Source organism: Acrocarpospora sp. B8E8 (assembly GCF_039871605.1).
GTDB lineage: Bacteria > Actinomycetota > Actinomycetes > Streptosporangiales > Streptosporangiaceae > Acrocarpospora > Acrocarpospora macrocephala.
The window spans coordinates 1-17330 of the sequence record NZ_JBDPLV010000014.1 but is presented as its reverse complement, the minus strand read 5'-3'; the positions used below and the strand labels follow the sequence as shown (position 1 = coordinate 17330).

17 protein-coding genes are annotated in these 17330 nt (G+C 70.9%); 7 read left to right on the top strand and 10 right to left on the bottom strand.

Annotation, left to right across the window (positions count from 1 at the left end):
• The 8 genes from ABGB08_RS15845 to ABGB08_RS15810 all read right to left on the bottom strand — a co-directional run bounded on the left by ABGB08_RS15845 (nt 1) and on the right by ABGB08_RS15810 (nt 8629).
• Nucleotides 1-1563 (bottom strand): AMP-binding protein, encoded by a 1563-nt coding sequence (locus ABGB08_RS15845; protein ID WP_347590869.1) that lies wholly within the window; start codon nt 1561-1563, stop codon nt 1-3.
• A complete protein-coding gene (locus ABGB08_RS15840) occupies nt 1560-2363 on the bottom strand; it encodes an ATP-binding cassette domain-containing protein (RefSeq protein WP_155352749.1) in 804 nt (267 codons plus the stop codon). The genes ABGB08_RS15845 and ABGB08_RS15840 overlap by 4 nt, the downstream gene beginning before the upstream one ends.
• Nucleotides 2364-2368: 5 nt before the next feature.
• Complete coding sequence (locus ABGB08_RS15835; RefSeq protein ID WP_347590866.1) at nt 2369-3109, bottom strand: ABC transporter ATP-binding protein; 741 nt, start codon at nt 3107-3109, stop codon at nt 2369-2371.
• Nucleotides 3106-4158: a branched-chain amino acid ABC transporter permease gene (locus tag ABGB08_RS15830; protein WP_347590864.1), complete on the bottom strand. Its 1053-nt coding sequence runs from the start codon at nt 4156-4158 to the stop codon at nt 3106-3108. Before ABGB08_RS15830 ends, ABGB08_RS15835 begins: the two co-directional genes overlap by 4 nt.
• Entirely contained in the window at nt 4155-5024 is an 870-nt protein-coding gene (locus ABGB08_RS15825; RefSeq protein WP_347590862.1) for a branched-chain amino acid ABC transporter permease, read from the bottom strand. Before ABGB08_RS15825 ends, ABGB08_RS15830 begins: the two co-directional genes overlap by 4 nt.
• Before the next feature lie 31 nt (nt 5025-5055).
• Nucleotides 5056-6255, bottom strand: coding sequence for an ABC transporter substrate-binding protein (locus tag ABGB08_RS15820; RefSeq protein WP_347590860.1), 1200 nt, complete (start codon nt 6253-6255; stop codon nt 5056-5058).
• Entirely contained in the window at nt 6252-7055 is an 804-nt protein-coding gene (locus ABGB08_RS15815; RefSeq protein WP_347590858.1) for an enoyl-CoA hydratase/isomerase family protein, read from the bottom strand. Before ABGB08_RS15815 ends, ABGB08_RS15820 begins: the two co-directional genes overlap by 4 nt.
• Before the next feature lie 62 nt (nt 7056-7117).
• On the bottom strand, nt 7118-8629 hold the full coding sequence (locus ABGB08_RS15810) for an AMP-binding protein (protein ID WP_347590856.1): 1512 nt from the start codon (nt 8627-8629) through the stop codon (nt 7118-7120).
• Nucleotides 8630-8742: 113 nt separating this feature from the next.
• Here ABGB08_RS15810 and ABGB08_RS15805 point away from each other — a divergent pair, with 113 nt between their 5' ends.
• The 6 genes from ABGB08_RS15805 to ABGB08_RS15780 all read left to right on the top strand — a co-directional run bounded on the left by ABGB08_RS15805 (nt 8743) and on the right by ABGB08_RS15780 (nt 14239).
• Entirely contained in the window at nt 8743-9561 is an 819-nt protein-coding gene (locus tag ABGB08_RS15805) for an FCD domain-containing protein (RefSeq protein WP_347590854.1), read from the top strand.
• 25 nt (nt 9562-9586) lie between these two features.
• A complete protein-coding gene (locus ABGB08_RS15800) occupies nt 9587-10405 on the top strand; it encodes an enoyl-CoA hydratase/isomerase family protein (protein ID WP_347590852.1) in 819 nt (272 codons plus the stop codon).
• Nucleotides 10402-11484: a CaiB/BaiF CoA-transferase family protein gene (locus tag ABGB08_RS15795; protein WP_347590850.1), complete on the top strand. Its 1083-nt coding sequence runs from the start codon at nt 10402-10404 to the stop codon at nt 11482-11484. The genes ABGB08_RS15800 and ABGB08_RS15795 overlap by 4 nt, the downstream gene beginning before the upstream one ends.
• Nucleotides 11481-12428 (top strand): LLM class flavin-dependent oxidoreductase, encoded by a 948-nt coding sequence (locus tag ABGB08_RS15790; RefSeq protein WP_347590848.1) that lies wholly within the window; start codon nt 11481-11483, stop codon nt 12426-12428. Before ABGB08_RS15795 ends, ABGB08_RS15790 begins: the two co-directional genes overlap by 4 nt.
• A 94-nt stretch (nt 12429-12522) precedes the next feature.
• Nucleotides 12523-13680 (top strand): FAD-binding oxidoreductase, encoded by a 1158-nt coding sequence (locus ABGB08_RS15785; RefSeq protein WP_347590846.1) that lies wholly within the window; start codon nt 12523-12525, stop codon nt 13678-13680.
• 220 nt (nt 13681-13900) lie between these two features.
• Nucleotides 13901-14239: a hypothetical protein gene (locus ABGB08_RS15780; RefSeq protein ID WP_347590844.1), complete on the top strand. Its 339-nt coding sequence runs from the start codon at nt 13901-13903 to the stop codon at nt 14237-14239.
• A gap of 64 nt (nt 14240-14303) precedes the next feature.
• On the opposite strand, the gene ABGB08_RS15775 is transcribed toward ABGB08_RS15780, so the two are convergent.
• Both ABGB08_RS15775 and ABGB08_RS15770 read right to left on the bottom strand, forming a co-directional pair.
• Entirely contained in the window at nt 14304-15416 is a 1113-nt protein-coding gene (locus ABGB08_RS15775) for a CaiB/BaiF CoA-transferase family protein (RefSeq protein WP_347590842.1), read from the bottom strand.
• Entirely contained in the window at nt 15406-15963 is a 558-nt protein-coding gene (locus ABGB08_RS15770; RefSeq protein ID WP_347590840.1) for a TetR/AcrR family transcriptional regulator, read from the bottom strand. The genes ABGB08_RS15775 and ABGB08_RS15770 overlap by 11 nt, the downstream gene beginning before the upstream one ends.
• Nucleotides 15964-16071: 108 nt before the next feature.
• Here ABGB08_RS15770 and ABGB08_RS15765 point away from each other — a divergent pair, with 108 nt between their 5' ends.
• Nucleotides 16072-17220 (top strand): acyl-CoA dehydrogenase family protein, encoded by a 1149-nt coding sequence (locus ABGB08_RS15765; RefSeq protein ID WP_347590838.1) that lies wholly within the window; start codon nt 16072-16074, stop codon nt 17218-17220.
• Nucleotides 17221-17330: the final 110 nt, after the last annotated feature.

The window sequence follows — 17330 nt, the reverse complement described above, 5'->3', positions numbered from 1 at the left end:
TCACTCACCTGTCGTTGAATCGTTGCTGGTCAGGCGGTCCACCACGCCGGCGGTCAGGCCCTCGGCCCGCAGCCGCGCCTTCTCCACCTTGTGGGTCGGCGTCCGGGGGAGTGCCGGCAGGACGCGCCAGTAGCGGGGGAGCGCGTACCGGGGCAGGTCCTCGGCGGCGCGCGCGATCACCTCGTCCAGGTCGGCTTCCGGTGCCAGCACCAGGGCGACCATGACCTCGTCCTCCTCGGCGGCGTCCGGACGGGTGGCGTAGACGGTGCAGTCCATGACGCCGGGCTGCGCGAGCAGGAGGGACTCCACCTCCCACGCCGAGATGTTCTCCCCCTTGCGCCGGATCGCGTCCTTGATGCGGTCGCTGAAGAACAGATCCCCGTCCGGGTTGAGCCAGCCCGAGTCACCCGTCCAGAACCACAGGTCACGGGTGGCCTTAACGGTGTCCTGCTCCCTGCCCAGGTACCCCCGCATGAAGATGTTCGGCCGCTTGGGACGCAGGCAGATCTCGCCGACCTCGCCCGGGTCCGCCTCCTGGCCGTCGGGGCGCATCACCCGCACCGCGAAGAGGTCGCCCTCACGGCCGACGGATCCGACGGGGGAGGGGTCAGAGGACCGGTTGATCGTCGCCATCGGGGCTTCGCTCAGGCCGTACACCTCGGTGATCGCCACGCCGAAGCGGCCCTCGAACCGGGCCCAGACCTCGCGCTGCGCGCCCGCGCCCCAGGCGAGCCTGACCGCGTGGTCGCGTACCTCCGAGGCGCTGAGCTCCTGCGACGCCTTGAGGATCATTCCCAGCACGGAGCCGAGGTAGTTGAACGCGGTGATCCCGCCCGCGCGGCAGATCTCCCAGAAGCGCGAGCTGCTGAACGCGCGGTCCAGCTGGACGCCGCAGCCGGCGACGAGCGCGGCGGCGACGCCCGTGTACCGGGCGTTCTGGTGGTAGAGCGGGAAGAAGTTGAGCAGGGCGTCGCCGGGGCCGTAGCCGTTGAGCCGCGCGACGGCGCGGGCCAGCTCCACGCACGACTCCTGCGAGTGATGCACGCCCTTGGACGGCCCGGTGGTGCCGGAGGTGTAGAGGACCACACCTGACGACGTGGCAGAACGCAGCTTCCCGTAGTCCGCCGCGCCCGACGCGGGAGCCAGCGGGTGGACCATCGTTCTCCCCAGGACCTCTTCCGCCGCGCCGGACACCAGGACGTGGCGGACGTCGGTGCCCTCGACGCACGCCAGCACGGTGGCCAGGTGCTGGGCGTCGCAGCAGACGACCTGCGCTCCGGAATCGCGCAGCAGGAAGGTGAGCAGCTCGCCGCGGTAGTTGGTGTTGAGCGGCACCTCCAGGCAGCCGAGCAGCGCCGAGGCGAACCAGACGGCGATCGCCTCCTCGCTGTTGTCCATGTAGGTCGCCACGCGGGACGAACTGTCGACCCCGAGCGACCGCAACTGCTCGCCGACGGCGCTCACCCGCCCCATCAACGACGTTTTCTGCACGTCGGCGCCGTCCACCCGGAGACCGGCGTCGCCGCTCAGCCAGGTGTCCAGAAGCCGCGGAAGGGGATTCACTCGCTTTCCACCTGTTCTTTCGAGCCGCGCCCGATGTAGGCCGCGACGACCTCCGGCGAGTTCAGCACCGTCTCCGGCGGTCCTGCGGCGAGTACGGCCCCCGCGGCCAGCACCACGACATCCGAGCAGAGCTGGTTGATCACACGCATGTCGTGCTCCACCACGACCAGCGTCGGCCCGCCCTCCACCCGGAGACCGGCGAGGACCTCCACCACCTCCTCCTTCTCCGCGCGCGAGAGCCCGGCCGCCGGTTCGTCCAGGAAGATGCAGCGCGGGTCGCTCACCAGCGCCCTGGCCAGATCGACCCGCTTCTGGATGCCGTAAGGAAGCTCCTTGACCGGCCGGAAGGCGTACTGCGCCAGACCGACCCGTTCGAGCGCGTGCAGCGCCCGCTCGCGCGCGGCCCGCTCAGCCCTGCGGGCCCTGGGCAGGCCGAGCGCCGCCGAGACCAGGCCGGTACGCAGGCCCACATGGTCGCCCACCATCACGTTGTCCACCGCCGAGAGCTCGCGGACCAGCTGGGCGCCCTGGTAGGACCGGCTGATCCGGCGGAGCGCGAGCTGATGGGGTTTGATCCCGGTCGTCCGGTCGCCGTACAGGTAGACCTCGCCCGAGCTCGCGGGGACGAGCCCGCTGACGCAGTTGAGCAGCGTGCTCTTGCCCGCGCCGTTGGGGCCGACCAGGCCCGAGGTCTGCCCCGCCGCGAACGCCACGGTGACGCCGCACACGGCGTGCGTGCCGCCCAGCCAGACGTCGAGGGCCTCGGTACGCACCGCGTCGTTCTTCGCTTCAGCCGACATCGCCGTCACATCTCCAGGCCGAGGTAGGTCTGCCGTACCCGCTCGCTGCCGAGCACGTCGCCCGCGGGGCCGCTCAGCACCACCGAACCGGTCTCCAGCACGTACGCGTTGTCCGAGATGCTCTGCGCGGCGCGGACGTTCTGCTCGACCACCAGCAGCGTCGTGCCCCAGGACGCCACCACCGAGCGCAGCATGTCGAAGACCATCTCGACCGCGATCGGCGACAGGCCCAGCGAAGCCTCGTCCACCATCAGCAGCCGCGGCTTCAGCAGCAGCGAGCGCGCGATGCCCAGCAGCTGCCGCTCCCCGCCGCTGAGCTGACCGGCGGGCAGGCTCAGCCGCTCGGCGATGAACGGGAACATCGCGGTGACCTCGTCGACCAGCGCCCGCCGCGCCGCCCTGCCCCCGGACATGGGGACGGCCCGGAGGTTCTCGTCCACGGTGAGGCTCGCGAAGACTTTGGCCTCCTCCGGCACCAGCACCAGCCCGCGCCTGGCCATGGCGCGCGGCGACAGGCCCGTGACGTCCGCTCCGGCGAACGTCACCCGCCCGCCGCGCACCCGTCCCGGCTCGCTCGACGCGAACCCGCCGATCCCGCGGAGCAGGGACGTCTTGCCCGCCCCGTTGGCGCCCAGCACGAGACAGACCTCGCCCTCGCGTACGACCAGGTCCACGCCGTCCACCGCCACGATGTCACCGCCGTACGAGACGGTGAGGGACCGGACCTCCAGCAGCGGGCCGTTCATCGCGCCCCCTTCCGGGACGGCAGCCGCAGGGCCGCCACCCGCCGGCCGAGACCGGCCAGGCCGTCCGGGCGCCAGACCAGGAACACCACGACCAGGGTGCCGTAGATGATCAGCTGGAAGTCGCCCAGGTTCTGCTGGAGGAATCCCGCCACCACCGCGTCGGAGGGCAGCAGGGCGATGGCCCGGGACAACATGGGCGGCAGCAGGACGACGAAGCAGGCGCCGGCGATGGCTCCGCCGCTCGAGCCCATGCCGCCGATGATGACCATCGCGATGTACTGGATGGCCAGCTCCAGCGTGAAGTTCTCGATGTAGACCGCCTGCTGGAAGTACGCGAGGAACGTTCCCGACATCGAGATGATCGCGGAGGAGACCACGAAGGCCGCCAGCTTGTAGGCCGGCAGCGAGATGCCCTGGCTCGCCGCCGCCAGCGGCGTGTCCCTGATCAGCATCCACGCGCGGCCGAACTTGCTCCTCTTGAGGTTCTCGACCAGGCGCCAGGTGGCGAGCACCACCACGACGAGCACCGCGTACCACTTGATGGCGTTGTCGATGAGCAGGCCGCCGATCGAGGCCGTCGGGAGGAAGAACCCCGCCGACCCCACCGCGCGGGTCTGGTACTCGTTGAACACGAAGATGAGGATGAAGTGCAGGGCGAGGGTGGCGATGGCCAGGTAGATGCCCGACACCCGGAGCGCCGGCAGGCCCGCGAGCAGCCCCACCACCGCTCCCACCAGCACCGAGCCGACGAGCACGACCAGGAAGGGCAGCTCCAGCTGGACGGCTCCGATGGCCGCCCCGTACGCGCCCAGCGCCAGCAGCGCGCTGTTCCCCGCCGTCACCAGGCCGACGAACCCGGTGACCAGCGTCAGGGCGAGCGCCCCCAGCGCCGCGATCAGGGCGGTGGTCACCAGGGAGAGCTGGTAGTCCCGCAGCGCGAGCGGCAGGACGCAGACCAGGGCCAGGATCGCGACGCGCCGCAGCGCCGGGCCCCGGCCACCTTCGCTCGTGGTCGCGGCTGCGTCGAAGAGGGTCCGTACCGTCGTCATACCCGCTGCACCTGCTTGTCTCCGAACAGTCCCTGGGGCCGGATCAGCAGCACCACGAGGATGACGATCCAGGCGGCCACGTCCTGGAACGAGCCGCCGAAGACCTTGGTGCCGAACGTCTCGGCCAGGCCCACGATCAGGGCGCCGGGAATCACGCCCCGGACGCTGGTGAGGCCGCCGATCAGGGCCGGCGCGAGACCGCGCATGCCGAGCGCCTCCACGCCGTGGAAGCTCAGCGCGGTCTGGTACGCGTACATGATCCCCGCGATGGCCGCCACGGTGAGCGCCATCGCCCAGCCCAGGACGTAGACCCAGTCGACGGCGATGCCGCCCTGCGCGGACAGCACCGGGTTCTCCGCCGCCGCCCGCATGCGGATCCCGACGGTCGAGAACTTGAAGAAGGTGTGCGCCGCGGCGAACACCAGGACGGCGGCCCCGAGCCCGCACAGGCCGTAGAGGGTGGTCGTCGCCTGGTCGCCGAAGGTGACCACCTGGCTCGGCACCGGTTCCCGCATGACGCGCGCCTCGGTGCCCCAGATGAGGGAGCTGACCCCCTTGAGCGCGCTCGCCAGGCCGAGCGTGGCCACCACCAGCGCGAACTCGGGCTGCCCCGACAGCTTCTTGAACACCACCCAGTGCGTCACGCCGCCGAGCGCGGCCACGGTGGCCAGGGTGCCGAGCACCACCACCGGCCACGGCAGCTGCCAGCTGGTCGCGAACTGGTTGAAGATGAACGCCCCGATCGCCAGCTGGGCGCCGGTGGCCAGGTTCAGGATGCCGTTCGTCCGCCGGAGCAGCACCCAGGCGAATCCCACCAGAGCGTAGATGGCGGACAGCGTCAGCGTGCCGAGCAGGAGGGTCAGCATCGGCGGACCCTCCGCCGCGAGAGAAAAACGATCATGAGACGGCCTTGACCCAGTCCGTCAGCGGCTTGGCCTGGTCGGCGCTCTGGTCCCAGGTGAAGAAACGCACGGTCTTCACCAGTTCGTGGCTGCCGGCGCTCACCTGCAGCGGCCCGGAAAGGCCGCTCGTGTCGATGTCGCCGAGCTTCTCCAGGGCGTTCCGGAAGCTCTCCCCGGTCGAACACTGCGCGCCGCAGGCCTGGAGCGTCTTCTCCAGCAGGGAGCCGGCCACCCAGCCCTGCGTGAAGTACGGGTTGGTCATGTTGTTCGCCTCGCCCGCCTTGGTCGCCGCCGCCTTCATCGCGTCGACGGCGGCGTTGCCCGTCTCGGTCGGGCTCGCGTAGGTGCGGAACGCCGCGTACTTGTCGCCGAGCTGCTTCAGGGTGGCGTCGGACGAGCCCGCCCACTGGTTCACCACGAGCACGTCCACACCCTGCGCGCGCAGACCGCGCACCGCGACCAGCGATCCGGCGTCGTTGTGGCTCATCAGGACGTAGTCGGGGTTGCTCGCCTTGATCTCGGACGCCTGCGCGGTCACGTCGGTCGGCGCCACGGGCATGTACTGGACGGTCGCCTCTGTCCAGCCACGACTGGCGATGTCCTGGGTCGCGAGTTTCACCATGTCGCGGTTGGAGGGGGTGTCGACGGAGAAGACGGCGATGCGCGGCTTCTCGATCCCGTCCTCCTGCGCGCGCGTGGCGAGGTAGTTCAGGATGGCCGACTCCAGGCGTTCCGCCCGGAGCTCGTAGGAGAAGTAGTAGGACTGGACCGGGTCGAAGAGGCTGGCAGGACCGCCGAGACCCACGATCGGCATCTTGTTCTGGGTGGCCACGGGCAGCGTGGCCAGACTGAGGTTGGACAGGATGAAGCCGAACGTGGCCAGCCGCTTCTCCGACGCGAACTGCTGGACGTTGGCCCGGCCCTTGGCGACGTCGGAGCCGTCGTCGAGGACCTTGAGGTCGATCTTCTTGCCGTTCACCCCGCCCCGGCCGTTGAGGTCGGCGACGTAGGCCTGGAATCCGGCCGCCGCCGGTTTGCCGTTGAAGGAGATCGCGCCGGACAGGTCCATGGACATCCCGATGGGGTAGTCACCCTCGGCCGAGGATTCGGATGCGCCCCCGCAGCCCGCCAGAATCAGCGTCGCCGCGAGGCCGGCCGCCAGGGCGGCGGCGGCCGGAGTGTTCTTGTGAATCACTGGTCGTTCCCTTCATCACCTTGTGGAACTTGTGGGACATCCGGCTTCACTCTCGCCCCGAACCTTTGGAGATGAAGTCGTGCTTCCTCGCTCAGGAGCGAGTCGTAGGCATCGCTCATGGACGGCAGCGGCATCGCCTCGTTGAAGATCGACTTCAGCTTCGCGATGGCCGCCTGCGAGGATTGTTTGAGCTGGTCGAGCAGGGTGCGGACGCGGGCGTCCAGGTCGCCGGCGTCCCCGGCGACCTCGGACAGCAGCCCGGCGCGCAGGGCCTCCTCGGCCGTGAACGGCGAACCCGTGTACATCCAGCGGCGCAGCACGGCGTCCGGAACCCGCCCCCGGAGCAGGCGCGGCAGGTGCCCGTCCACGATCCCCACCCGGGCCTCCGGGATGGCGAAGGTGGACGTCGCCGTGGCCAGGCGCAGGTCGCACATCATGGCCAGGGTGAGACCGCCGCCCATGCACAGGCCGTCGATGACCGCGACGGTCGGCTTCGGAACCTGCCGCAGCGCCTCGAACGGCAGATCGTCCTCGTAGGACAGGATCGCCGCGGGGTCCGCGGCCGAGAGCAGCGCCAGCATCTCCTTGAGGTCGCCGCCGACGGCGAAGGCCCCGGCCGAGCCCTGGACGACGAGGGCGTCGATCGAGGTGTCGGTGCGTACGGCACGAGCCACATCGCGCACCGCCGCGTACATCTCGCGGTTGAGGGCGTTCTTCGCCCGCGGCCGGTCGAGCGTCAGCCACGCGACACGATCCGCCACCTCGACGCGGACGAAGGTCGACGACGGCGTGGATATCACGATGCGGCTCTCCTGACTTGTGAGGTTGGTGACGGCTATCTAAGCTATCTTTTAGAAGATAGTCAACGGCTTGGGATGAAGCAGCCGGGCCCGCAGGCCTGGTGCGCCGCGGCGAGCAGAAGGCGCTCGACCTTGCCGGTCACGCCTCTCGGGAACTCCTCCGCCGCCAGGACGTGCACCGCCTGAGGGCGTTCGAAGCGGGCGAGAGTGGCCGTCGCGGACTCCAGCACCGCGCGCGCGTCGGCCTGGTGGGCCAGCGCCACATAGGCCGCCGGCACCTGCCCGAACCGCGGGTGGGCCGCCGGGATGACCGTGGCCTCGGCGATCGCGGCATGGCTCAGCAGGGCCCGCTCGATGGTGGCGGGGTACACGTTCTCGCCGCCGCACTTGAACATGCGCCCGCGCCGTTCCACGAAGGCGAGTGCGCCGTCGGCCCCGGCGCGGACGAGGTCCCCGGTCCGGAACCAGCCGTCCGTGAACTCCGCCCTCGACACGCTACCCGCCGACCAGTAGCCGCTGAACAGCGTTGGTCCGCGCAGCCAGAGCTCACCGGTCGAGCCCGGGTCGACGTCGCCGCCGTCGGCGTCCACGACCCGGTGCTGGCAGAACAGCGTGGGGCGTTTGTCGAGAAGCGGCTGGTCGCCGGCCCAGGTGAGCCTCGACGCGCCGGGGACGAGACCCGCTTCCGTGCTCCCGAACGTGTTCAGGAAGGGCGCCCCCAGGCGGCGTTCCGCTTCGCGGAGCTGTTCGGCGGGGACCAGGTCCGCCATCGCGCCCGCGCACCTGAGCGAGCGCGGGCGCCGGGTGCCCAGCGCGCCGAGGACATCGTCGATCACGCCGGGGATCAGGAACAGCCAGCCCACCTCGCGGGTGACCAGCTCAGTCGCGATGGTTTCGGCGTCGAAGCGTTCGAGGAGCACGAAAGTGCCGCCCAGGATGAGCGTGGCGTACAGGTAGTCGGCCGAGGAGATGTGGAAGAGCGGCGCCCAGCCGATGAAGGCGTCGGACGGCTCGACGCCCAGTTCGGCGTGGAGCACCAGCGCGCGGGCCACCATCGCGGCCTGGGAGATCGCCACGCCCTTGGGCCGTCCCGTCGAGCCGCTGGTCGACATGATGGTGATCAGGTCGGAGCCCTGGACCGCGTGCGGGTCGATCCCGTCCGCCCCGGACGCGCCGAGCCCCAGCCACCGGGGATCGCCGTCGTCCAGGTCCACCACCGGGACGTCCGTGGCGGCCCGCGCCACCTGGGCGAACGTGTTCGTCGCGAAGACCGCCTTCGGCGCGAGATCCGCCACGACCGCCGTGGCCGCCTCGGCGGAGAGCCGCCAGTTCACCGGCGCGACGACGGCGCCGGCCGTGGCCGTAGCCACCATGAGCAGCGCCACCTCGAGCCGGTTCGGCGCGAGCACCGCCACCCGGTCACCGCGCCCGACCCCGAGCTCGCGAAGCGCCCGGCCCACCGCCTCCGCGCGGCGATAGAGCTCCCGGTAGGAGAGCTGCGCTTCCGCCGTGGCGAGCGCCGTCCGGTCGGGGCGCTCGCGACAACGTTGCCAGAACGCGTGCGCGAAGGTCATCTGAGCGCAACCTTCAGTCGTCATCATCGTCTCCTGACTGGTCCACCACAACCCGCTAACTGTGTTATCTTTGTACAGTAAGTTCCCGTGACGGTGGAAGAGAAGGAGGCTGCGTGAGCAGCGACTCCGACCTGGTCCGGCAGCCCGCCGGAACCCTCCCGCAGATGGCCCAGCCCGCCATCGCGGACATGGTGGCGGATCTGATCCGGAACAGGATCATCAGCGGGGAACTGCCGGAGGGCTCGCTCCTGCCGAGGCAGGAGGAGATGATGCGCGAGCTCAACGTGAGCCGGCCGTCGTATCGGGAGGCGCTGCGCATCCTGGAGGCGGAGGGGCTCGTGTCGGTGCGGCGCGGGAACCAGGGCGGGGCGGTGGTCCACGCGCCGTCCCAGATCGGCACCACCTACAGCTTAGGACTCCTGCTCCGCTTCCAGCAGGTCACCGTCGGCGACCTGGCGGACGCCATCAGCGAGATCGAACCGCTCTGCGCCGGGGTGGCGGCGTCCCGTCCCGACCGGCAGCGCGAAGTCGTCCCGCAGCTCAACGAGCTGGTGGACAAGCAGGAAGGCGCGCTCGGCGTCGCGCACCAGTTCACCCTCATCGGCCGGGAGTTCCACGAGACGCTCGTCCGGCTGTGCGGGAACGCGACGCTCACGCTGACGGCCGGAGCCCTGGCGGGCCTCTGGTCGACGCAGGAGCTCGAGTGGGCCGACGTCGTCGCCATCACGGCCAGCTACCCCGCGCTGGAGCAGCAGCGCCGTGTCCTGCAGACCCACCGCATGATCATCGCGGCTATCGCGGCAGGGGACAGGCATCAGGCGACGACACTGATGCGCGCCCACTCCCTGGCGTCGCACCACCACGTCCTGGCGGAGCGGGAGCACCTTCCGGTCACGCCGCTGACGCATTCCAGGGCGACCGGCGGGCGTTAGGCGTACCAACCATCAAGGAGTTTCCATGCCTGTGCCGTTCGGCGCCCTGCCCGAGGATGCCGACGCCGATCTGCTGTTCGACGTCGCCGACGGCATCGCGCGCATCACCCTGAACCGTCCCGCCCGCGGCAACTCGCTCACCGTGGCGATGTTCCCGCAGTTCCGCGCCGTCTGGGAGGAGGTGCGGATGAACGCCGAGATCCGTTGCGTGATCATCACGGGAGCGGGCGGCAGGCACTTCTGCACCGGTGTCGACGTCGACTCCGTCGCGGAGACCGGGCGGGTCGCCATGGGCAGCGGGAACATCTCCGACGAGCTCCACTTCACCTCCCGCCAGAACCGGGTGTGGAAGCCGGTCATCTGCGCGGTCAACGGGCTGGTGGCCGGCGGCGGCCTGCACTTCGTCGTGGACAGCGACATCGTGGTCGCCGTCGAGCACGCGGAGTTCCTCGACACGCATGTGAACGTGGGGCAGGTGGGCGGGATCGAGAACACCGGCCTGGCCAGGCGGCTCCCGCTTGGTACGGCGCTCCGCATGACGCTTCAGGGGCGCAACTTCCGCCTCCCGGCGGCACGGGCGTACCAGCTCGGCCTGGTCGACGAGCTGACCGCGCCCGATCAGCTCATGGACACGGCGCTGCAGATCGCCCGGGACATCGCCGCCAACTCGCCGCAGGCCGTGTCCCTGTCCCAGCAGGCCGTGTGGGCGTCGACCGAGATGCCCTATTCCCAGGCCGCCGAGTACGGCTGGTCGCTCGTGCGATCCCACTGGTCGCACCCGGATTTCGTCGAGGGACCCCGCGCGTTCGCCGAGCGCCGTGAGCCCCGGTGGACGGCCGGATGAGTTCCGGACCCCTGGCGGGAATCGTCGTCGTCAGCCTGGCCGAGCAGTATCCCGGGCCTTTCGCCACCATGGTGCTGGCCGACCTCGGCGCGCAGGTGACCATGGTCGAGCGGCCTTCTGGTGACCCCACTCGGCGTCACGCGGCGCTCTTCCGGGCGTTGAACCGCAACAAGCGGTCCATCGCGCTCGATCTCAAGACCCCGCGGGGGCAGTCGGCCCTGCGGTCGATGCTGGCGGACGCCGATGTGTTGATCGAGGGCTTCCGGCCCGGCGTGATGGGACGGCTGGGCTTCCCCCCGGAAGAGCTTCGGCGGGATTTCCCGGACCTGGTGATCGCGTCGGTGTCGAGTTACGGGCAGACGGGGCCGGATCGTGAACTCGGCAGCCACGACCTCACCGTGCAGGGACGGGCCGGGTTGCTGGACGGGGCTCAGGATGGCGTCGGGGTGGTCCCTACCGCTGATCTCGTGGCGGGAGCCTTCGCCGTCATCGGGGTGCTGAGTGGCCTCCTCGGACGTCAGGCTCGCGGCGGGTCGCACGTCGACGTCTCCATGCTCGACTGCCTGGTGGCCTGGCAGGCGGTGCGGATGGCCGGACACCTGACGGGCGACGAGACCACGGGTTATCCGCCTCGGGAACCGGCGTACGGGGTGTTCCGGTGCGGGGACGGCGGTTCGGTGACGCTTGCGATCGCCGGTGAGGAGCCGCAGTGGGCCGCGCTCTGCGACGTGCTGGAGCTGGGCGATCTCGGCGAACTCCGCACCGGTGAACGGGAGAGTCGCGCCGACGAGTTGCGAACACTCCTGAGCCGTGCGCTCGGCGCGCGAGATTCCGGTGACGTCATTCGCCGGCTTGAACAACGGGGTGTCAGCTGCGGCCACGTGCGCCGTCCCTCGGACGTGCTCGGCGACCCGCAGGTCAAGGCACGACGGCTCCTGCTCGACGTCTCGTCAGGCCACCAGTCCGTCCGGCAACCGCTGCTCTTCGACGGCCAGGCCGTCACCGCATGTCCCGACGCTCCGGCGCTGGGCGAGCACAACGAGCTCTATGGCCTCGATCCGGTTCAGGCCGACCGATGACGGCCGCGTCGCCGCGCAGGGCCTGCGCGGTGGGGATCGCGATACAGCCGGACCTGCTCACCGCCACCGATCTCGCCCAGTTCGCCCAGGCCGTCCGCGACGCCGGCCTCGACCACGTGTCGGTGGGCGATCACGTCAGCTATCGGGGCGGCCAAGGTATCGATGGTCTCGTCGCGGCGGCGGCGCTCCTGGCGGCCGGACCCGACCTCCGCGTGGTCGTCGGCGCCTTCCAGCTGGCGTTGCGGCACCCGCTCGTCGCCGCTCGGCAGCTCGCCACCGTGACCTCGTTCGCGCCGGGACGTATCGTCCTCGCCGTCGGGGCGGGCGGCGACGACCCCAGGGAGGTCTCCAACTGCGGCGTCGACCCCCGTCGCCGCGGCGAGCGCCTCAACGAGAGTCTCGACGTGCTGACCCGGCTCATGCGCGGTGAGGTGGTCGACCACCATGGCGCGCACTTCGACTTGGAGCAGGCGTCGATCGTGCCGACGGGTCCCGCCCCGCCTCTGGTGATCGCCGGATCCGGCGAGGCGGCCATAGAGCGCGCGGCCACCTACGGATCCGGCTGGCTGGGATTGTTGTGCACGCCGCGCCGGTACCGCGAGACCCGCCAGGAGATCGTCCGGCGGGCGGCGGCCTTGGGCCGTCCCGCTCCGGACTGGTTCGGTCTCAATGTCTGGTGCGCGTCCTCCCGGGGACAGCTCGAGTCGAGCCTCAGCCGCTGGTTCGGCCCCGCGGCCCCTCGCCTGCTCCACCTGTGTGGTGTGGGGGAGGACTCCGAGATCGCCGCGTGGCTGGCGGGGTACATTGCGGCCGGCGCGACCCGGCTGAGCATTTCGGTTCCGGCGGCCGAGGCGGTCGAGGCCGTCGAACGGGTCGCCATGCTCGCCGAACTACTGACCGAGCAGGTCGAGGACGCTGTCGCGCGTCCGAACTCGAATTGGTGAGCAGGGCGACCGCGCCGAAATCACTGACCTGGAGGCTGTTGACAGATTAAGCCACTTTTCCTACCTTTTTACTAGGAAATCTGGAGGTCGTGGCATGACGTACGACATCGGGATCATCGGGGCCGGTGTGCACGGCGCGGCCGCCGCGTTTCACCTCGCCCGGCGCGGCGTGTCCGTGGTCGTGTTCGATCAGGGTCCGATCTCGGGTGGCCCCACCGGGCGCTCGGGCGGCATCTGCCGGGCCTACTACACCGACCCGTTCCTGGCGGAGACGGCGCGTGACGGCATCGCGTTCCTTGCCGACTTCGAGGAGCGCACCGGCGGGCACCAGTCCGGGTTCCGCCGGACCGGCGCGTTCTACCTGCACGGCCCCGACGACGTCGCGGCGGCGGCCGAGACCGCCGCGCGGCTCGGCTCGCTCGGCGTCGACAGCGAGCTCGTCGGCGCCGACGCGTTGCCCGCCAGGCTGCCGGACCTGGACTTGGACGGCGTCGCCGTCGCGGTGTGGGAGGCGAACGCCGGATACGCCGACCCGTACGCGGCGACGGTCGGGCTGGCCGCGGCGGCGCGGCGCCACGGGGCGGTGTTCCACCCCCACCGACCGGCCGTCGCGCTGACCGAGGAGAGCCGCGGGGCGGCGGTGACCACGTCCGACGGCCGGGTGCACCGATTCGCACGGCTGCTCGTGGCCGCGGGGCCGTGGACCGCCGCCCTGCTGCGGCCGCTCGGCGTGCACCTGCCGCTGACCGTGGAACGGCACGTCGTGGACGTCGCCGAGCACGACCCCGCCGACACCGCCGGACTCGTGCCGCACATCCTGATCGACATCCCCGGCGGCTACTACACGACCCCGCAGCCCCGCACCCAGTACCTGACCGGCGGTGTCATCCCGGGCTCCGCCGCCGACCCCGGCGACTTCCCCGGCCCGCTCCCCGGTGAGCTGCACCAGCTCGCCGCGGCCTCCGCCGCCCGCTCGGCCGCCCGCCGCCCCGCCACGGTGATCGGCGGCTGGGCCTCGGTCTACGACGTGAGCCCGGACTGGCAGCCGGTCGCCGGTCAGGTCAGCGAGCACGTGTTCGTCGACGCGGGCACCAGCGGCCACGGTTTCAAACTCGCGCCCGCCTGGGGCGACCACGTCGCCCGGCTGCTTCTGGACGACCCCGACCCCCGCTTCGCCGCCTTCGGTCCCTCCCGCTTCGCGACCGGCGGCGAACTGGCCGCCGGGTTCGGCGCGGCCCGGATCATCGGCTGACCCACCGAGGAGGCCCCATGACCACCCATGCCCCCGCCTACGCCGGTCCCGCCGACGTCGCCGCTTTCGGCCGTACGGGCCGGGCAGGCTCGACCGTCCGAACGACCGGCCCGTCTACCCGTTCCAGGGCCGGATCACCGCCGACGGCTCCAGCGGCTATCCGGCCGAGCCCGGCCGTTACCACGTGTACGTCGCGTACGTGTGACCGTGGGCGCAGCGGGTGGCCATCGTGCGCGACCTGGCCGGGCTGAAGGACGTCGTGTCGCTGTCGTACGTCGACGACGCGCGTGACGCGCGCGGCTGGGCGTTCCGCGAGCGGCGTGCGGCCGAAGGTCATCGTGGGAGCGCTGCGGCCCGGCATGCTGAAGCTGGCCGTCACCGAGGGGGACGGCGCGATCACCAATGTGCTGGCCGCCGACTCACCCAGACACCCGAGTTGCGGGCGGCCCAGGACACCCTGCCGGATGTGCTGAGCGCACTGCGGGTCCCGGCGCTGGTGCCACCCCCGACCTGGAACGGCCGAGCTGGACGCGCCGAACTACCGACCGAGCAGGGGTAGGAGCGCGGCGGTCTCAGCACGCCCTCCGCGCTCAGCGTCCGGCGGTCTCAGCGCCCCACCGCGCTCAGCGTCCGCGCGCCCACCGCGAGAGGATCTCCTCCGCGCTCAGCGCCCGGCTGTCGACCGGCGCCGGCGGCGCGTTGGGAGTTCTGGAGAACCTCGGTGCGGGCGCCGCCTGAACCACCCCGTCCACCTCGACGTACGTGCCGCGTGCCGCCAGCTGGGGATGCCCGGTCGCCTCGGCGAAGGTGAGCACGGGCGTGACGCAGGCGTCGGTGCCCGCGAAACGGGCGGCCCATTCCTCGCGCGTGCGAGTCGCGAACGTGGCCGTGAAGCGCCTTCTCATCTCCGGCCAGCACGCCCGGTCGTGCTGCCTTCCGAACTCGCGCGCGTCGATGCCCAGCCCGTCCAGAAGGGCCGAGAAGAACTGGGGTTCCAGCGCGCCCACCGCCACATACCGCTGGTCGGCGCACGCGTAGGTGTCGTAGAACGGGGCGCCGCCGTCAAGCAGATTGGCCTGCCGCTGGTCGTGCCACTCGCCCATGCCGCGAAGCGCCAGGGTCATCTGGCTCAGCAGCGCGGTCCCGTCGACCATCGCCGCATCGACCACCTGCCCCTTGCCCGACAGGGAGCGTTCCCAGAGCGCGGCCAGCACGCCGATCAGCAGCAGCATGGAGCCGCCGCCGAAGTCGCCGACGAGGTTGAGCGGGGGAGCGGGGGGCTGGCCGGCGCGGCCCATGGCGTGCAGCGCGCCGGTCAGCCCGATGTAGTTGATGTCGTGGCCGACGTCCCGGGCCCATGGCCCGTCCTGACCCCATCCCGTGATCCGCCCGAAGACCAGCCGGGGGTTGCGCTCCAGGCACTCCCGCGGCCCGACTCCGAGCCGCTCCACCACTCCGGGGCGCAAGCCCTCGATCATGACGTCGGCGCGCTCGGCGAGGTCCAGGACGAGAGCCCGCCCTTCCGGCTCCTTCAGGTCCACGGGGATCGAGCGCCGGCCGCGCAGGACGGCATCGTCGCCGGGGTTCCCGAGTTCCAGCGCGCGTCCCTTCGGCCGGTCCACCCGGACCACGTCGGCGCCGAGATCCGCCAGCACCATGGCCGCGTGCGGGGCCGGCCCAAGCCCGGCGAGTTCCAGGACGCGCAAGCCCGCCAGGGGGCCGGTATCAGTGGTCACGGTGTTCTTTCGGATCGGCCAGGCTTGTCATGACCAGGTCGGCGAGCTGGCGGTAGGCTTCGGCGGCGTCCAGCCCGGTGGTCGCCTGGATCGTCCCGCGCTGGATCGCGCCCATGACCTCGGCCGCGGCGGCTCCCACGAACGACGCGTGCACCGGGCGCAGCGCTCCGGCCCGCACTCCCTCGGTCACGAGAGCCTGCACCCGCCGGGCCGCGTACTGGGTGTTCTCCTGGTAGACGTCGTTGGCCGGGCCGAAGTCGGCCACGTCGGCGAAGAACATGGCCGAGGCCGGTTGAAGTTCCGCGGCGACGGCCTCCAGGTAGATCGCCAGTCGCCTCGCCGGGTCCTCGGAGGCCGCGACCCGGGCCTCGATGCGTTCCGCCGCGGTCTTGAAGAACGAGCGCACGACTGCGACAACGATCTGCTCCTTGCTCGGCGCCACGGCGTACAGAGTGGTTCTCGAACAGCGCAGCCGTTCCGCCAGGTCTCCGATGTTGAACGAAGAGAATCCCTCGGTCAGGAACAGCTCCCGGAGCTGAACCAGCATCTCCTCGCGGCGTGCACGAGCTTTCCCTGGAAGTGGCATGCGCTGACCTTATGGCAGAGTACCAGAGCTGATACTGTAGTACTCAGATTAGTTCTCGGAGGATTGTTCATGCCCGCGTCACGTGTCATGCCCACCAGCGAGAGCGCCGAGCTGATCGGCCTCGTCCGGGACATCGCCGGCAAGGAACTCGCGCCCCGGGCCGCCAGGGCCGAGGCCGACGAGGAGTTCCCGCGCGAGGTCTTCAGGATCCTCGGCGCGGCCGGCGTCCTCGGTCTCCCGTACCCCGAGGAGTACGGCGGCGGGGGCCAGCCGTGCGAGGTGTATCTGCAGGTGCTCGAGGAGATCGCGGCGATCTGGTCGAGCGTCGGGGTCGGCGTCAGCGTGCATGCGCTGTCCTGCTTCGGGCTCGTCGAATTCGGCACCGAGGAGCAGCGGCGGGAGTGGCTGCCCGGCATGCTCGGCGGCGACCTCCTCGGGGCGTACTGCCTGAGCGAGTCGCACGCGGGCTCCGATCCCGCCGCGATGCGGACCCGCGCCGTCCGGGACGGGGACGACTACGTGCTCGACGGCGCGAAGGCGTGGACGACGCACGGCGGGCACGCCGACTTCTACCAGGTGATGGCGCGGACCTCGGACGATCGCAAGGGCATCTCCTGCTTCCTGATCCCGGCGAACGCCGAAGGCCTGACCGCCGACCCGCCCGAGCGCAAGATGGGCCTGACCGGATCCGCGACCGCCACCATGCGCCTGGACCACGTCCGCGTTCCCGCCCGCCGCAGGATCGGCGCCGAGGGCGACGGCCTCAAGATCGCGCTGACCGCCCTCGACTCCGGCCGGCTGGGAATCGCGGCGGTCGCAACCGGCCTGGCCCAGGGCGCCCTCGACCAGGCGGTGGAGTACGCGAAGGAGCGCCAGACCTTCGGAAAGCCGATCATCGAGCACCAGGGCCTCGCGTTCCTCCTCGCCGACATGGACGCGGCCGTCCAAAGCGCCCGCGCCACGACGCTGCACGCCGCGCGCCTGAAGGACCAGGGCCGCCCGTTCAGCCGGGAGGCCGCCATCGCCAAGCTGATCGCCACCGACAACGCCATGAAGGTCACGACCGACGCCGTCCAGGTCCTCGGCGGCTACGGCTACACCCGCGACTTCCCGGTCGAGCGCTACATGCGCGAAGCGAAGGTCATGCAGATCTTCGAGGGCACGAACCAGATCCAGCGTCTGGTGATCAGTCGTGCGCTCACTAAGAGCTCAGCCTGAAATAACGCCTCAGGCTGGCTCGACCGTGATCTTCGATGTGGTAGCCGGGTGGATGGTGTAGTTCCAGTCCGGGCGGAACGCGTGCCGAGTGATCCTGGTCGTCTCCAAAT

What these genes read in the sequence shown, in the direction of transcription:
- ABGB08_RS15810 (WP_347590856.1), bottom strand. Translation starts at nt 8,629, where the DNA reads ATGACCTTCGCGCACGCGTTCTGGCAACGTTGTCGCGAGCGCCCCGAC.
- ABGB08_RS15835 (WP_347590866.1), bottom strand. Translation starts at nt 3,109, where the DNA reads ATGAACGGCCCGCTGCTGGAGGTCCGGTCCCTCACCGTCTCGTACGGC.
- ABGB08_RS15770 (WP_347590840.1), bottom strand. Translation starts at nt 15,963, where the DNA reads ATGCTGGTTCAGCTCCGGGAGCTGTTCCTGACCGAGGGATTCTCTTCG.
- ABGB08_RS15790 (WP_347590848.1), top strand. Translation starts at nt 11,481, where the DNA reads ATGACGGCCGCGTCGCCGCGCAGGGCCTGCGCGGTGGGGATCGCGATA.
- ABGB08_RS15830 (WP_347590864.1), bottom strand. Translation starts at nt 4,158, where the DNA reads ATGACGACGGTACGGACCCTCTTCGACGCAGCCGCGACCACGAGCGAA.
- ABGB08_RS15765 (WP_347590838.1), top strand. Translation starts at nt 16,072, where the DNA reads ATGCCCGCGTCACGTGTCATGCCCACCAGCGAGAGCGCCGAGCTGATC.
- ABGB08_RS15840 (WP_155352749.1), bottom strand. Translation starts at nt 2,363, where the DNA reads ATGTCGGCTGAAGCGAAGAACGACGCGGTGCGTACCGAGGCCCTCGAC.
- ABGB08_RS15785 (WP_347590846.1), top strand. Translation starts at nt 12,523, where the DNA reads ATGACGTACGACATCGGGATCATCGGGGCCGGTGTGCACGGCGCGGCC.
- ABGB08_RS15795 (WP_347590850.1), top strand. Translation starts at nt 10,402, where the DNA reads ATGAGTTCCGGACCCCTGGCGGGAATCGTCGTCGTCAGCCTGGCCGAG.
- ABGB08_RS15825 (WP_347590862.1), bottom strand. Translation starts at nt 5,024, where the DNA reads ATGCTGACCCTCCTGCTCGGCACGCTGACGCTGTCCGCCATCTACGCT.
- ABGB08_RS15800 (WP_347590852.1), top strand. Translation starts at nt 9,587, where the DNA reads ATGCCTGTGCCGTTCGGCGCCCTGCCCGAGGATGCCGACGCCGATCTG.